The following is a 15,157-nucleotide window of genomic DNA, read 5'->3' as shown; positions in this document are numbered from 1 at the left end:
TTGTCTCGCACCTTGCGGAGCGAGACGGACTAATAGTCACATAATAAGAAAAAGAACAGTTACGACTGTTCTTTTTTTGTACTTCTTTTTATGAACCAACCACTACTACTTTCTATTTGTCAACCTTCACGCTGACACTATAATTGATTTCAAACGAGTTTAAAAAATATCTAAAAGAAGCTTGATATTGAGAATGGTCAAGATGATTGAAACTGCGTAACCTTGGATGGTATTCCACTTGGCATTGGTGAATTCTCCCATCAGTGACTTCTTAGAGGTCAGATAAATTAAGGGAAAGATTGAAAACGGAAGAGCGATTGACAGAAATACCTGTGAATAGACCAATAACTGATCCAAGGTTTTTTCTTGATGTCCAAACAAGACGGCAACAATAATCACAGGGAGTAAGGCAAAAATCCGTGTACCGATACGGATCAGCCACTGAGGCAATTTCAGATGCAAGAAACCTTCCATGACAATCTGTCCTGTCAAGGTACCTGTAATGGTCGAATTTTGACCACTTGCTAGGAGGGCCAGGGCAAATAAAGTTGATAGAGTTGAACTAGCTATCGCTCCTGCTATTGTCGAATCCTGTAAAGCATTGTACATTTGGGAGAAAGCTGAAATTTCAGATGCATGACCAAAAAAGAGAGATGCCCCTAAAATGAGAAGCAAGGAATTGACAATAAAGGCTAGGGACAACTGAAGATTTGAATCCCAGGTCATAAAACTCACGGCTTTTCGAACATCCTTCTTATCTTTGTGATTGATTTTCCTTGTTTGGGATAGGGATGAATGAAGATAGAGATTATGGGGCATGACTGTCGCTCCCACAATTCCTAGAGCCAATGTCAATTGGCTTTCATGACCTGGTAATGGTGTTTCAAATAATGTTGGAGTCGGTAAATAACCACCAAAGATACCCTGAATACTTGGATTGGATAATGCTACCAGATAGGTAAAGATGGCTAATATGGTTAAAATAAGGGTCGTAACAATGGCTTCAATTTTTTTGAAGCCAAATTTCATTAACAACAACAAAAGAAATACATCTAAAACGGTTAAGAGGATAGCGACCATAATCGGTATTTTAAATAAAAGATTTAAGGCAATCGCTGAGCCTAAAACCTCAGCTAAGTCTGTCGCCATTAAAGCTAATTCTAAAATCACCCAAAGACTATAGCGGAGCCATTTGGGAGCATGATGTGCAGTTGCCTGTGCTAGGTCCATCTTAGTTACGATACCGAGCTTTCCAGCCATCTGTTGTAACTGCATGGCAATGATGGAGGAAATCAAAATAACAAATAAGAGACTATATTTGTAGGAAGCACCACCAACCACACTGGTAATCCAGTTTCCAGGATCCATGTAGCCAACTGCTACAAGGGCTCCAGGTCCTAAAAAAGCTTTTAGATTTTGCCAAAAATGATTGTTATTCGGAGTTTCAATAGATTGGTTGATCTCAGAAAGAGAGACTTTTTTGTAAGAAGACATCGGAATTTTACACTTTCTAATCTGTCTTTACCTATTTTCTTAATGGCATTTTTGAAAATATCATGAAAATAGTTTCCTATTTCCAATTCTTCCTTATTATATCACATTTTAGAATGATTCTTAAGGAAAGAATAATGGTTGAAATAGACAATAGCTGTATTGCAAAAACCAGCGTTTTCTGACGCTGGCTTTAAAACTGTGAAAATTCTTTCTCAACTAGATCGCTTCTGTGACAAAACTACGGCTTTCTAACACCTTGAGCATGGCATTAGCTGTATCTAGGGCTGTGAAGAGGGGCACACCGTGTTCAGTGGCTGAACGACGGATTTGCTCACCATCTTCATCAGCAGTTCGTTTGGTTCCGACAGTATTGATGATTGCTTGGATTTTCCCTTTGCGGACAAAGCTTGGAATATCCTGATCATCATCACCAATCTTACCAACAGGTTGGGCTTGAAGTCCATGACTGGCAAAGAAGGCTGCTGTCCCTTCTGTCGCGAGGATACCATAACCGATATTTTGGAAACGACGAGCCAAGTCTAAGGCTTCATCTTTGGCATCATCAGCGATGGTAAAGACCACATTCCCAAAGGTTGGCAAGTGTAGGTAGGAAGCTTCAAAGGCCTTATAGAGAGCTTTTTCCAAAGTAGTATCAGAACCCATAACTTCCCCTGTTGACTTCATTTCAGGCCCGAGTAAGCTGTCTACCTTAGCTAGTTTCGTAAAGGAGAAGACTGGCGCCTTGATATGAACGCGAGTGCTTTCTGGATAAAGTCCATCTTGGTAGCCAAGTTCTTCAAGGTTTTGACCAAGAATGAGCTTAGTTGCTACCTGAGCCATAGGGATATTGGTTACTTTTGAAAGGAATGGAACTGTACGGCTGGCGCGTGGATTAACCTCAATAACGTAGACTTTTTCATCCTTGATGACAAACTGGATGTTCATCATTCCAAGACAGTTAAGGCCAATTGCTAGACGTTTAGTATAGTCAGCGATGGTTTCCTGCACCTTTTGCGACAAGGTTTGTGGAGGATAAACGGCCATTGAGTCACCTGAGTGGACACCGGCACGTTCGATATGCTCCATGATACCAGGGATAAGGACATTTTCTCCATCTGAGATAGCATCAACTTCACACTCTTGCCCAACGATGTAAGAGTCAACGAGAACTGGATGGTCTGGACTTGCCTTAACAGCGGTACGCATGTAAGAACGGAGATCTTCTTCGTTTTCAACGATTTCCATGGCGCGTCCACCCAAGACATAAGAAGGACGAACTAAGACTGGGAAACCAATCTTGCGAGCTGCAAGCACTGCTTCTTCTTCATTAGTTGCTGTTTGTCCTGGTGGCTGTGGAATGTCCAAATCTTTAAGGGCTTGCTCGAAGAGGTCACGGTCTTCGGCACGGTCTAGGTCAGCAACTTGTGTACCAAGAATGGTCACACCTGCTTTGGCCAATGGCTCGGCAAGGTTGATAGCTGTTTGACCACCGAACTGAACGATAACACCCTTTGGTTGCTCCAAGTCGATAACATTCATGACATCTTCGAAAGTCAACGGTTCAAAGTAGAGCTTGTCAGATACCGAGAAGTCTGTTGAAACGGTCTCTGGATTTGAGTTCATGATGATCGCTTCATAGCCAGCTGCTTGGATAGTCTTAACAGAGTGAACGGTCGCGTAGTCAAACTCAACCCCTTGTCCGATACGGATTGGACCTGAACCTAGGACTAGGACGGATTCCTTATCAGACTTGATAGATTCATTTTCCCAGCCGTAGGTTGAATAGAAATATGGTGTTTCAGAGTCAAACTCTGCCGCACAGGTATCAACCATCTTGTAAACTGGGACAATCTTGTTTTCCAAGCGAAGTTGGCGAACTTGGTCAGCTGTCGTTTCCCAGAGTTCAGCAATCTTACGGTCTGAAAATCCATTGAGTTTAGCCTTTTTCAAGACTTCTAGATCTTGTGGATGGGCACCTAATTCTTGCTCAATTTCAAAGATGTGCAAGAGTTTATCAAGATAAAAGATATCAATTTTCGTAAGCTCAGCGATTTCTTCTGGTGTGTAACCACGGCGAATAGCTTCTGAAACGTAGAAGAGACGGTCATCTTGTGCCTTGACAACCTTTTCAATCAAGGCATCATCAGAAACGGTTGCCAGTTCAGGCATTTCATTGTGGTGAACTCCAATTTCAAGTGAACGACAAGCTTTAAGAAGTGACTCTTCGATGTTGCGTCCAATAGCCATAACTTCTCCAGTTGCCTTCATCTGAGTTCCAAGACGACGCTCCCCTTTTTCAAACTTGTCAAATGGGAAACGTGGAATCTTAGCAACGACGTAGTCAAGGGCTGGCTCAAACATGGCATAGGTTGATCCTGTAACTGGGTTGATGACCTCATCCAAGGTCAAACCGACGGCAATCTTAGCAGCCAATTTGGCAATCGGATAACCCGTCGCCTTAGAAGCAAGGGCTGACGAACGCGATACACGAGGGTTTACTTCGATAACATAGTACTTGAAGCTATGCGAATCAAGGGCCAGCTGAACGTTACACCCACCTTCAATCTTGAGAGCGCGGATAATGCTCAAGCTCGCGTCACGAAGCATTTGGTTTTCATAGTCTGACATGGTTTGCGCAGGAGCAAATACGATAGAATCCCCTGTGTGAATCCCAACTGGGTCAAAGTTTTCCATGTTACAAACAACGAGGGCATTGTCAGCTGAGTCACGCATGACTTCGTATTCGATTTCCTTGAAACCAGCAATGGAACGTTCAATCAAACATTGGGTAACAGGTGACAGTTTCAACCCATTTTCAGCAATTTCACGCAATTCTTCTTCGTTGGCACACATACCACCACCAGTACCACCAAGTGTGAAAGCTGGACGAACGATAACTGGGTAGCCGATTGATGCTGCGAAGGCAACTGCTTCTGCTACTGTGTTGACAATTTCAGATTCTGGAATTGGTTGCTCAAGCTCTTCCATCAATTGCTTAAAGAGGTCACGGTCCTCTGCTTGGTCAATGGCAGACAATTTAGTACCCAGAAGTTCGACACCTAACTCATCAAGAATACCGTTTTTAGACAATTCCATGGCCATATTGAGCCCTGTTTGACCCCCAAGAGTTGGAAGCAAAGCATCCGGACGTTCCTTACGGAGAATACGTGTCACAAACTCGAGTGTAATCGGTTCGATGTAGACCTTGTCCGCAATCTCCTTGTCCGTCATGATGGTTGCAGGATTTGAGTTCACCAAGACAACTTCATAACCTTCCTCTTTCAACGACAAGCAGGCCTGGGTCCCCGCGTAGTCAAACTCAGCAGCCTGACCAATAATAATCGGACCAGAACCAATCACCATAATTTTTTGAATATCAGTACGTTTAGGCATTTATAAGATATTAAGGGCGTCAAGCGGACCAAGCTAAAATAGGAGTTATGACGAAGAACTATCAGTTCTAGGAATAACTATCTTTTTAGCACCGTCCGTAGCCCGTATTCAGTTCAGCAAATACGGACCACCCTTCTCCTTTCTATTCGGCAACTCTCAGGTTGCCATTAAATAAATTCTCTGACGATTTTTTAGAGAAACGATATTTTTCGATAAAAAATCTAGTGCAGGAAGTTTTTAGTTCGCCTGATAGCGACTAAAAGAAACGACCTGCCTTTCTATTCGTCGCCTCACAGAGCGACATTAAATAAGATACAAAGGACGAATAGAAAGCGATTAAATTTTAGGAAATCAAGGAAGGATTGACAATCCAAGTTGGTTTCTCTAAATTCCGAGCTTTCCGTCCGTGTTCAGTTACATAAATTCTCCGACGAGCTTTTACGCGTTTTTAGTTTGATTGTTTAAAAGCTTCCATCATCTCGATAAATTCATCAAATAGGTAGCTTGCATCGTGTGGACCAGGAGCTGCGTCTGGGTGGAATTGTACAGAAAAACCTGGTTGGTATCTGTGACGTACACCTTCAACTGACTTGTCATTGATTTCTTCGTGGGTGATAATCAAATGTTCTGGCAAGTCCTCACGGCTGACTGCATAACCATGGTTTTGGCTGGTAAAGTCTACGCGTCCTGTTGCAATCTCACGTACCGCGTGGTTAAATCCACGGTGACCAAACTTCATCTTGTAGGTCTTAGCCCCGTTTGCCATAGCAAAGAGTTGGTGTCCCATACAAATTCCGAAGATTGGGATTTTTCCTTGCACACCACGAATCATGTCTAGTGCTTCTGGAACATCTTCTGGGTTACCTGGACCATTTGACAACATAACTCCATCAGGATTTAGGTGGAGAATTTCTTCTGCCGTTGTTGAATGCGGAACAACCGTCACGTTACAGTTACGCTTAGAAAGTTCACGTAAGATGGAGTGCTTGAGACCAAAGTCTACTAAGACCACACTCAAACCAACTCCAGGAGCTGGATAGGAAGTTTTTGTAGAAACCTGTTTGATATTGTCTGTTGGCAAGACTGTTGCTTGGAGCTGGTCCGTCACATGGTCCATACTGTCCCCGACGTGAGTCAAGGTTGCACGCATCGTACCATGCTTACGGATAATCTTGGTAAGTGCACGCGTATCAATCCCTGAAATACCTGGAATTTTCTTGGCTTTCAAAAATTCATCCAAGGTCATTTGATTCCGCCAGTTGCTAGCTCGACGCGCCTCTTCGAAAACGACAACTCCCTTACAAGTTGGAATGATGGATTCATAATCATCACGGTTAATTCCATAATTTCCCACTAAAGGATAAGTGAAAGTCAAGATTTGTCCATTATAAGACTGGTCTGTAATGGATTCTTGGTAGCCGGTCATCCCTGTATTAAAGACGATTTCGCCTGTTACATCTATATCTGCTCCGAAGGCCTTACCTTCAAAAACTGTGCCATCTTCTAATACTAGAAGTCTTTTTGTCATATTTTCACCTCTCGTGGACGCTCACTGGCGTCTTTTAACGTCTTGTGTTTTAGTTGGCGTTTCTACTCGCCAATACGGATTCTAAGATTGCCATCCGAACAAAGACACCATTGGTCATTTGTTGGACAATGCGTGATTTTGGTGCTTCAACCAAGTGGTCAGCAATTTCCACATCTCGATTCACTGGAGCAGGATGCATAATGATTGCTGTTTCTTTTAAGCGATTATAGCGTTCTTGGTTCAAACCGTGTTGAGCATGGTAGTCTTCTTTTGAAAAGACCGCTCCACTTTCGTGGCGTTCATGTTGAACGCGGAGTAACATCAAAACATCCACCTGATCAACAATCTCATCAATAGTTACAAACTGTCCATAGTCCGCAAACTCTTGACTTCTCCATTCCTCAGGTCCTGCAAAGAACAATTCAGCTCCCAAGCGTTTCAAAATCTGCATATTGGATTTGGCAACGCGTGAGTGGTCCAAGTCGCCTGCAATAGCAACCTTAAGACCCTCAAAGTGCCCAAATTCCTCATAAATAGTCATCAAATCAAGCAAGCTCTGGCTAGGATGTTGTCCCGAGCCATCACCACCATTGATAATAGAAGTTGTAATCGACGGACTCGCAATCAACTCTCTGTAATAGTTGACCTCTGGGTGGCGAATCACACAGACATCCACTCCTAGAGCAGATAGGGTCAAGATGGTATCATAAAGTGTCTCACCCTTATTGACCGAACTAGTCTTCACATCAAAGTCCAGTCGCTCCAACCCTAGCTTAATCTCTGCCACTTCAAAGGACTTATGTGTCCGTGTGGAATCTTCAAAGAAGAGATTCGATACGATAGGTTTGTTCTCGTAGGGGAGTTGAGCTCCGTTTTTAAACTCGATTCCTCGTTTGATCAATTTCATCACTTGATCAACTGTAAGGTCTTCCATGGACACCACATGGTTCAATGCTTGTTGATTTTCTGACATGGCTACTCCTTCAGCTTTCTAAGCTTCTTCAGTAATCAGAACTCTGTCTTGGCCATCAAGTTCTGTCATCTCTACGATGATTTCTTCAGAACGACTGGTTGGGATATTTTTCCCAACGTAATCTGGACGGATAGGCAATTCTCTATGTCCACGGTCAACTAGCACCGCAAGACTCACGCGCGCAGGACGACCATGACCAACAATATTATCGATAGCGGCACGGATGGTACGGCCTGTATAGAGTACATCATCGACCAAGATAACTTCACGGTCTGTCACATCAACAGAAATTAAAGAAGTATCTTCTCCGCTTTTAACATCGTCACGGAAAGGCTTGGTGTCCAATTCCACAACAGGAACAGTGATATTTTCCAACTGCTCCAAGCGTTCTTTGATACGATGAGCGATGAAAACACCACGCGTTTTTATCCCAGCTAGGATAATTTTATTCAAATCTTTATTGCGCTCAATAATCTCATAAGTAATACGCGTAATCGCTCGTTTGACAGTCAATTCGTCTACAACTTCTTTTGTCTTCATGACAAACCTCCAAAAAGAAAAGTCTCCTTCTACAAGGAGACTTGAAATGTATAGCCAAGCGAGCCCTACTGTATACAGTATAGACTTCACTCTTCTACTTTATCGTGCTCCTTGCCTGCCTCACGGGACAGGTTTAAAGGACTATTTAGTTACCATTTACTATAGCACAAAGCACCTTTAAAATCAAGCAAAAACTTTTTCAGAGTCCCCTTAAACATTGCTAAAATCATATAACTGGGGATAGTGGTCACATTCTGGATTTTTAGGATGACAGATAGCTCGTCCAAAGTAAATCATGGCCTGGTGAGCTGCTAACCATTCTTCTGGTGGCAAGACATCCATAACACGTTTTTCTACTTCAAGTGGCGTAGCTGATTTTTTAACGATATCGTGATGCTTACAGATACGCTCCACATGAGTATCCACTGCAAAAGCAGGAATCCCAAACCCCACACTCATGACGACATTTGCTGTTTTACGACCAACACCAGCTAGACTTTCTAATTCCTCTCGAGTCTGAGGCACTTGACCATCAAAATCCTCTAGTAACTGTTGGGCACATTTTTTAAGGAATTTAGCCTTATTTCGATACAGTCCCAGGCGAGAAATGTGTGAAGCAATTTCACTCTCTGTCGCTACAGACATGGCTTGTGGCGTTGGAAAAGCAGCAAAGAGACTTGGCGTGGCCTTATTTACCGCTGCATCTGTCGTCTGAGCTGACAACATCACTGCAACCAGTAGTTCAAAATGATTGCGAAAATCAAGACTAGGCTTAGCATCTGGAAAGAGGGCAATTATTTCCTCAATGACATGACGGGCACGTTTCTTGGATAAAACCATCTACTCGTCTCCATCAAACAGTCCTTGCAAGCCAGCAAATGGACTGTTTTCTTCTTTCTTGACTGCTTGTTGGGCTTGGTATTCATCTTCAGTCATGATTTGCCAGTCATTTCCTGACACAAAACCTTGGCCCGCCTCTTCTTCTGCCGTCAAGACCTTGATTGGGATATTGAGCAAGATATTATCTGCTACGCTCTCAGCAAGGTCAATTTCTCCATTTTCGATAGGCAAGACCAAATCATCATCTAGAACTTCCTGGTCCAGTTGGTTGGTCGCTCCTTCCATGAAAACTTCTGTGACTGGATAAGACTCAGCCAACTCAACTGGCTCCATACTACGACTGGAAGCAAGAACAATGGTATATGACAACTGATAGTCTAAGAAATACAGACGGTCTTCGTACTGCACCTTTCCCACTGCAAGGATATCTTTGACATCTAAAATTTCTTGATTTCGTTTACGCACGTCTGCTGCCAGGTCTAAAGCTTGTTCAAAATGCAGGCCTTCAGGTTGCTTACGAATTTCTTGAATATTTAACTTCATATTTCCTCCATAAAGATGTACTCACTTGATTATACCATGAAAAGGCTATAAGTCAGCTTTCCAAACTTTGATATTAAAATCTCATTTTTCAATATATTTACTATGACATATTTTCTGATTAGTGCTATACTATAGGCAAGAATACATCAGAGCAAGGAGGATGCTCATATGGAAGACAAAGCACTCATCACTGAAGCTTACCAACTCCTATCCGAGTTAAATAAAAGCTACCAAAGCTGCAAACAAGGTACAGCCTATGATTTCCGTCTACAAGAACTGCTGAACACCACTCTTAAGGAACTAAAAAAAGCAGAAAAACTGGACAACAGTATCTTAATCGACCTTGAGAAATTTTACCAACGTACCAGTCTGCTGATTGGACTGGGTAGCCTAAAACTGAATGATCAAGCTCGTGCTGCTTGGCGCAACTATGACAAGTTCCACTACGAACATGTCAAACACGTACTGACTCTCTATGGACCTGTTTTCGGATTTTAGAGCTTGAAATTACTTGTTTTCTATTGACAAAATTTCCTGAAAGGTATAGGATAGAGGTACTAATACTCGGAGGTAAGGGAGACATGAACAACTAAGTCTATCAAATAAAGAATCTTTATTTAGTAGATCTTGTTTTTGTCTCTTTTTGTGTGCTCTTTTTATACTAGATTTTCTAGTATCTTGTCCTCATTGAAAATCGAAAAACTAGAAAGCTATGCTCCTCTTGGGTTGGGTTAGGCAGCTCCAAGCTAGTTTGACGAGTTTTTCAACGAGGATAATAGAGTTTTGGACAGTGACTTTGGGCTCTACTAGATAAAGTAGAGCTTTTTGTTATGCACTATCGACATTCTAGAAAGGGCAACAATATGATAAAAATCAATCATCTAACTATCACGCAAAACAAAGATTTACGAGATCTTGTATCTGACCTAACCATGACTATCCAAGACGGGGAAAAGGTTGCTATTATTGGTGAAGAAGGAAATGGTAAATCGACTTTACTACGAGCTTTAATGGGGGAAGCATTACCTGATTTTACTATCAAGGGCGACATCCAGTCTGATCTTCAATCACTGGCCTACATTCCTCAAAAGTTACCTGAGGAGCTAAAAAATAGGACTCTACACGATTACTTCTTTTTAGATTCCGCTGATTTAGACTACAGCATTCTTTATCGTTTGGCGGAGGAGTTGCACTTTGATAGCGACCGTTTTGCTAGCGACCAAGAAATTGGCAGTCTATCAGGGGGCGAAGCTTTGAAAATTCAGCTCATCCATGAGTTAGCAAAACCCTTTGAGATTCTATTTTTAGATGAACCTTCAAACGACCTAGACCTTGAAACGGTTGATTGGCTAAAAGGTCAGATTCAAAAGATTAGGCAAACTGTTATTTTCATTTCCCATGATGAAGACTTTCTTTCTCAAACGGCTGATACTATTGTCCACTTGCGACTGGTCAAGCATCGGAAAGAAGCGGAAACGCTAGTCGAGCATTTAGACTATGATCGCTATAGTGAGCAGAGAAAGGCTAATTTTGCCAGACAAAGTCAGCAAGCTGCTAACGACCAGAGAGCCTATGATAAAACCATGGAAAAACATCGCCGAGTTAAGCAAAATGTAGAAACTGAACTTCGAGCTACCAAAGACAGTACTGCTGGTCGCCTATTGGCTAAAAAGATGAAAACTGTTCTCTCTCAAGAAAAACGCTTTGAAAAGAAAGCTCAGTCCGTGACCCAAAAGCCACTTGAAGAGGAACAAATCCAACTTTTCTTTTCAGACATCCAACCATTACCGGCTTCTAAAGTCTTAGTCCAACTGGAAAAAGAAAATTTGTCCATTGGCCAGCGCATTTTAGCTCAGGAGTTACGATTAACGGTCCGTGGCCAAGAAAAAATCGGTATCATCGGGCCAAATGGTGTTGGAAAATCAACTCTGTTAGCCAAGTTGCAACAACTACTAAGCGCCAAAAGAGAAATATCGCTTGGTTTTATGCCACAAGATTACCATAAAAAACTACAATTGGATCTATCTCCAGTAGCCTATCTCAGCCAAACTGGACAAAAAGAGGAACTACAGAAAATCCAATCTCACCTAGCCAGTCTCAATTTCAGCTATCCAGAGATGCACCACCAAATCCGCTCCCTATCTGGTGGGCAACAAGGTAAACTCCTACTTTTAGATTTAGTGTTGCGCAAACCAAACTTTCTCCTTCTGGATGAGCCTACACGAAACTTTTCTCCCACTTCTCAACCTGAAGTCAGAAAACTCTTTACCTCCTATCCCGACGGTCTGATCACTGTTTCGCATGACAGACGCTTCTTAAAAGAGGTCTGTACCAGTATCTATCGTTTAACAGAAAATGGTTTGGAAGTCGTCGATTTACAAGATTTATAAATGTTGAACATAGCAAAAATCCAGAGAAATCTCTCTGGATTTTTTTACATACGTCTTTCTTAGGATCATTGATGTACAGAGCACTGCTGGCATCGTCTACGTGACAGATTATGCTCTGAGTTTTGTTTAAATTGTATAAGTTAAAAATCTTTTTTACTATCTTACAGCTCAAAGCATTCTAATGTAGCATTATCTCATGTACAAAAAGCAAAATGCAACCAGATTATTGAGGACATGCAAAAGCATGGAATTCCATAGGTTGTCAGAAGTCTTATACCTTACCCCAAATGCCAATCCCATACCTAAATAGCTGATAAAGCTAGGAATAGTATAGGGACCATGAAGATAAGCAAAAAGAAGCGATGTGTCAAACAAGCCAAAATAGGTATTCTTAAATACTATCCCCTGTAACATACCTCGCATAAAGATTTCTTCCGTGACAGGTGCCAAAACACAGAGATCCACAAAAAGTACAGACCATGAAAGTGATAAACTTTGCACAGTTTGAGTTGTGTCTGATTGGGTAGGGCCTAAAAAATTGACCATAATATAAAAGAGGAAAAGCAAGGCGTATGAAAGAAAACATTTAAGAATATCTTTTAGGCAGATTTTCCGAATGTGAAACAAGTCATACTTTTTTCCTACATATAAAAATAATGCAAGTTCAACAAGTGTAAAAAGGATGGATAGCGTTAATGAATTTATTCGCATGATTTTCTCTGCTATACTCAAATGAATTGGCATAAAAATCAAAATCAAGAAAAACGTCATCCAGCGCTTATACATCATTCACCTCAATTATATAGAATTACATATATTATACTATTTTTTGGAGAGATAACAAGTTAAAAGCGAGATACTAAAAACAAAAATCCAGAGACGACCTCTGGATTTTCTTACATCTGTTTCAAACGTTCGATTCGTTCTGAGATAGGTGGGTGGGTATAAAAGAGTTTTTGAAGTCCCCCACCTTTCTTGGGATTATTAATATAAAGAGCGCTGCTGGCATCGTCAACATGGTGATGCATCGGCTCGCTATCCTCCAACTTACGCAAGGCATTGATCATCCCTTGAGGATTGCGAGTCAGCTCTACACTAGATGCATCCGCCAGAAATTCCCTCTGACGGGAAATAGCAAGTTGCACCAAGGTTGCTGCGAGAGGTGCTAGAACAATGGCTAAGAGAGAGATGACAAGCATGATAATCTCTAGACCATTTCCATCACGATCATTATCGCTCCGTCTGCGACCTGCACCACCCCACCACATCATACGACCAGCCATACTAGATAGAAGGGTAATGGCACTAGCAAGCGCTACAGCAATAGTCGAAATACGGATATCGTAGTTCCGGATATGACTGACTTCATGGCCCATAACAGCTTCTAACTCCTCACGATTCATGATAGCTAAGAGACCCGAAGTGGCTGCGACTGCTGCATTCTGCGGGTTTGGACCTGTTGCAAAGGCATTTAAAGATGAATCCTCAATGATGAAAACACGCGGCATGGGAATCTGAGCGACCATGGCCATATCTTCTACTACATGGTAGAGGTCTGGTGCTGTTTGCTCATCAACCTCACGCGCCCCATTCATAGACATGACAATCTCTGTCGATTGAAAGATCATGGTCAGAGCGTAGATAAGGCCGATAATCAAGGCAATAATCATGCCACCAAAACCTGAGCGCATAAAGAGATAGCCAACCGCATAACCAACCAAGGCCAAGAGTAGGAAGAAAACCAGCAACAAAATCCAGATTTTTCGTTTATTGCTCGCAATTTGATCAAACAACATCTTAGTCACCTAAACCGCTAAAGTCAACTTTAGGAACTGCCTTTTCCTCTTCAGGTGTTTGAAGGAAGTCTGCAGCTTTAAAGCCAAATAGTCCTGCGATGATGTTACTTGGGAAGCTTTCAAGTTTTACATTGTAGTTGCTGACAACACTGTTGTAGAGTTGACGTGAGTATGAAATTTTATTTTCTGTATTGGTCAACTCTTCTTGCAATTTGATAAAATTAGCACTAGCTTTCAAGTCTGGGTAATTCTCTGCTACTGCAAAGATACCAGAAATCTGGCGGGTAAGGGCATCACTGGCCTTCATAGCTTCTGCCGGAGAAGTTGCTGCGGCTACTTGTCTACGAAGTTCTGTTACTTTTTCCAAGGTAGAACCTTCATATTTCGCATAGCCTTTGACTGTTTCAATCAAGTTTGGGAGGAGATCATTACGACGCTTCAACTGAACATCTATCTGGCTCCAAGCCTCCTTGGTCTGCATACGATTTGTAACCAAACCGTTATAGCTAACAATCACAAAAATAACAATCAGAGCCAAAACTCCAAGAATAATCCAAGTCATAATCTTATTCCTTTCTGCTTTTAGATTACTACCAGTATATCAAAATTTTAACGAATATGGTAAAATAAGATGATACTAGAGAAGGAAACTACTATGAAACCAGAAACATTTTACAGCCTACTAGCTGAGCAAAATCTTCCACTTTCGGACCAGCAAAAGAACCAATTTGAACGGTATTTTGAACTCTTGGTCGAGTGGAATGAGAAGATTAATTTGACCGCTATTACAGACAAAGAAGAAGTTTATCTCAAACATTTTTATGATTCGATTGCACCCATTCTGCAAGGCTTGATTTCAAATGAAACTATCAAACTTCTTGATATCGGAGCGGGGGCAGGATTTCCTAGTCTGCCCATGAAAATTCTCTATCCTCAGTTGGAGGTGACCATCATTGATTCTCTCAATAAGCGCATTAACTTCCTTCAGCTTTTAGCTCAGGAGTTGGATTTGAATGGTGTTCACTTTTACCATGGACGTGCAGAAGACTTTGCCCAAGATAAGAACTTCCGTGCCCAGTTTGATGTGGTGACGGCTCGTGCGGTTGCCCGTATGCAGGTTTTGTCTGAGCTGACCATTCCCTATCTTAAAGTCGGTGGCAAACTATTGGCACTCAAGGCCAGCAATGCTCCTGAGGAATTGCTAGAAGCCAAGAATGCCCTCAACCTCCTCTTTAGTAAGGTAGAGGACAACCTCAGCTACGCCCTGCCAAATGGAGATCCGCGCTACATCACTGTGGTCGAAAAGAAAAAGGAGACGCCTAACAAGTACCCAAGAAAGGCTGGCATGCCCAACAAACGCCCACTTTAAACAATAGTGCACCCTTGTTTAAAGTTCAGAAAACAATTTACAAAATCAGCCTCGCTCTTACATTTCTAGGCTCGGGAAAAAATGATTTACAAAATCAACCTCGCTCTCGTATTTCTGGGCTCGGGAAAAATTCGTTTACAAAACGAATTTTTTCTGCTATACTATCCTAAGCAAAGGTTTTTAATGTCATCCTGTGAGGTGACGAAGGCGCAGATTTATATAAATTTTTAAAAGATAGCTATTTTTTAAAAAGTCTTACTCTGAGGGCCTATTGCTGCAAAATAATGGGCT

Annotated in this window: 13 protein-coding genes; 3 read left to right on the top strand and 10 right to left on the bottom strand. The window is 41.8% G+C overall.

The annotated features are described in order from the left end of the window. Nucleotides 1-159: 159 nt before the first annotated feature. The 7 genes from Q4A91_RS01760 to Q4A91_RS01730 form a co-directional block, all read right to left on the bottom strand. Complete coding sequence (locus tag Q4A91_RS01760) at nt 160-1,494, bottom strand: Nramp family divalent metal transporter (RefSeq protein ID WP_303204325.1); 1,335 nt, start codon at nt 1,492-1,494, stop codon at nt 160-162. 216 nt (nt 1,495-1,710) lie between these two features. Then, entirely contained in the window at nt 1,711-4,887 is a 3,177-nt protein-coding gene (gene carB / locus Q4A91_RS01755) for a carbamoyl-phosphate synthase large subunit (protein WP_303204324.1), read from the bottom strand. Between the two features lie 448 nt (nt 4,888-5,335). After that, nucleotides 5,336-6,415, bottom strand: coding sequence for a carbamoyl phosphate synthase small subunit (locus Q4A91_RS01750; RefSeq protein ID WP_303204323.1), 1,080 nt, complete (start codon nt 6,413-6,415; stop codon nt 5,336-5,338). Between the two features lie 49 nt (nt 6,416-6,464). Then, nucleotides 6,465-7,388 (bottom strand): aspartate carbamoyltransferase catalytic subunit, encoded by a 924-nt coding sequence (locus Q4A91_RS01745; protein WP_303204322.1) that lies wholly within the window; start codon nt 7,386-7,388, stop codon nt 6,465-6,467. 18 nt (nt 7,389-7,406) lie between these two features. Then, on the bottom strand, nt 7,407-7,928 hold the full coding sequence (pyrR, locus tag Q4A91_RS01740) for a bifunctional pyr operon transcriptional regulator/uracil phosphoribosyltransferase PyrR (RefSeq protein WP_000850018.1): 522 nt from the start codon (nt 7,926-7,928) through the stop codon (nt 7,407-7,409). Between the two features lie 210 nt (nt 7,929-8,138). Then, nucleotides 8,139-8,768: an endonuclease III gene (gene nth, locus Q4A91_RS01735; protein WP_303204321.1), complete on the bottom strand. Its 630-nt coding sequence runs from the start codon at nt 8,766-8,768 to the stop codon at nt 8,139-8,141. Further along, a complete protein-coding gene (locus Q4A91_RS01730; protein WP_303204320.1) occupies nt 8,769-9,311 on the bottom strand; it encodes a DUF177 domain-containing protein in 543 nt (180 codons plus the stop codon). It abuts the gene before it with no gap. A 168-nt stretch (nt 9,312-9,479) separates the two neighbouring features. On the opposite strand from Q4A91_RS01730, the gene Q4A91_RS01725 reads away from it, so the two are divergent. Together Q4A91_RS01725 and Q4A91_RS01720 are read left to right on the top strand one after the other, a co-directional pair. Beyond that, nucleotides 9,480-9,809 carry a helicase BlpT gene (locus Q4A91_RS01725; RefSeq protein ID WP_303204319.1) on the top strand — a complete coding sequence of 110 codons (330 nt, stop codon included), beginning with the start codon at nt 9,480-9,482 and terminating at the stop codon, nt 9,807-9,809. A gap of 332 nt (nt 9,810-10,141) precedes the next feature. After that, the gene (locus Q4A91_RS01720; protein WP_303204318.1) at nt 10,142-11,701 is read left to right on the top strand and encodes an ATP-binding cassette domain-containing protein; all 1,560 of its coding nucleotides are present in this window, start codon (nt 10,142-10,144) and stop codon (nt 11,699-11,701) included. A 189-nt stretch (nt 11,702-11,890) separates the two neighbouring features. Here Q4A91_RS01720 and Q4A91_RS01715 read toward each other — a convergent pair whose 3' ends face one another. From Q4A91_RS01715 to Q4A91_RS01705, 3 genes are all read right to left on the bottom strand, one after another. Beyond that, a complete protein-coding gene (locus tag Q4A91_RS01715) occupies nt 11,891-12,490 on the bottom strand; it encodes a CPBP family intramembrane glutamic endopeptidase (protein ID WP_303204317.1) in 600 nt (199 codons plus the stop codon). A 107-nt stretch (nt 12,491-12,597) separates the two neighbouring features. Further along, complete coding sequence (htpX, locus tag Q4A91_RS01710; protein ID WP_303204316.1) at nt 12,598-13,497, bottom strand: zinc metalloprotease HtpX; 900 nt, start codon at nt 13,495-13,497, stop codon at nt 12,598-12,600. Nucleotide 13,498: 1 nt separating this feature from the next. Further along, a complete protein-coding gene (locus Q4A91_RS01705; protein WP_303204315.1) occupies nt 13,499-14,059 on the bottom strand; it encodes a LemA family protein in 561 nt (186 codons plus the stop codon). 93 nt (nt 14,060-14,152) lie between these two features. Here Q4A91_RS01705 and rsmG point away from each other — a divergent pair, with 93 nt between their 5' ends. Then, on the top strand, nt 14,153-14,866 hold the full coding sequence (gene rsmG, locus Q4A91_RS01700; RefSeq protein ID WP_303204314.1) for a 16S rRNA (guanine(527)-N(7))-methyltransferase RsmG: 714 nt from the start codon (nt 14,153-14,155) through the stop codon (nt 14,864-14,866). Nucleotides 14,867-15,157 lie beyond the last annotated feature (291 nt).

The organism is Streptococcus sp. (assembly GCF_030528045.1).
Lineage (GTDB): Bacteria > Bacillota > Bacilli > Lactobacillales > Streptococcaceae > Streptococcus.
The sequence above is the reverse complement of the archived record's forward strand: the minus strand, read 5'-3'. Positions and strand labels throughout refer to the sequence as shown.

Excerpts from the sequence above, each read along its gene's own strand:
- htpX (WP_303204316.1), bottom strand. The coding sequence starts at position 13,497 with ATGTTGTTTGATCAAATTGCGAGCAATAAACGAAAAATCTGGATTTTG.
- Q4A91_RS01705 (WP_303204315.1), bottom strand. The coding sequence starts at position 14,059 with ATGACTTGGATTATTCTTGGAGTTTTGGCTCTGATTGTTATTTTTGTG.
- Q4A91_RS01745 (WP_303204322.1), bottom strand. The coding sequence starts at position 7,388 with ATGTCAGAAAATCAACAAGCATTGAACCATGTGGTGTCCATGGAAGAC.
- Q4A91_RS01730 (WP_303204320.1), bottom strand. The coding sequence starts at position 9,311 with ATGAAGTTAAATATTCAAGAAATTCGTAAGCAACCTGAAGGCCTGCAT.
- nth (WP_303204321.1), bottom strand. The coding sequence starts at position 8,768 with ATGGTTTTATCCAAGAAACGTGCCCGTCATGTCATTGAGGAAATAATT.
- rsmG (WP_303204314.1), top strand. The coding sequence starts at position 14,153 with ATGAAACCAGAAACATTTTACAGCCTACTAGCTGAGCAAAATCTTCCA.
- pyrR (WP_000850018.1), bottom strand. The coding sequence starts at position 7,928 with ATGAAGACAAAAGAAGTTGTAGACGAATTGACTGTCAAACGAGCGATT.
- Q4A91_RS01760 (WP_303204325.1), bottom strand. The coding sequence starts at position 1,494 with ATGTCTTCTTACAAAAAAGTCTCTCTTTCTGAGATCAACCAATCTATT.
- carB (WP_303204324.1), bottom strand. The coding sequence starts at position 4,887 with ATGCCTAAACGTACTGATATTCAAAAAATTATGGTGATTGGTTCTGGT.
- Q4A91_RS01725 (WP_303204319.1), top strand. The coding sequence starts at position 9,480 with ATGGAAGACAAAGCACTCATCACTGAAGCTTACCAACTCCTATCCGAG.
- Q4A91_RS01750 (WP_303204323.1), bottom strand. The coding sequence starts at position 6,415 with ATGACAAAAAGACTTCTAGTATTAGAAGATGGCACAGTTTTTGAAGGT.
- Q4A91_RS01715 (WP_303204317.1), bottom strand. The coding sequence starts at position 12,490 with ATGATGTATAAGCGCTGGATGACGTTTTTCTTGATTTTGATTTTTATG.
- Q4A91_RS01720 (WP_303204318.1), top strand. The coding sequence starts at position 10,142 with ATGCACTATCGACATTCTAGAAAGGGCAACAATATGATAAAAATCAAT.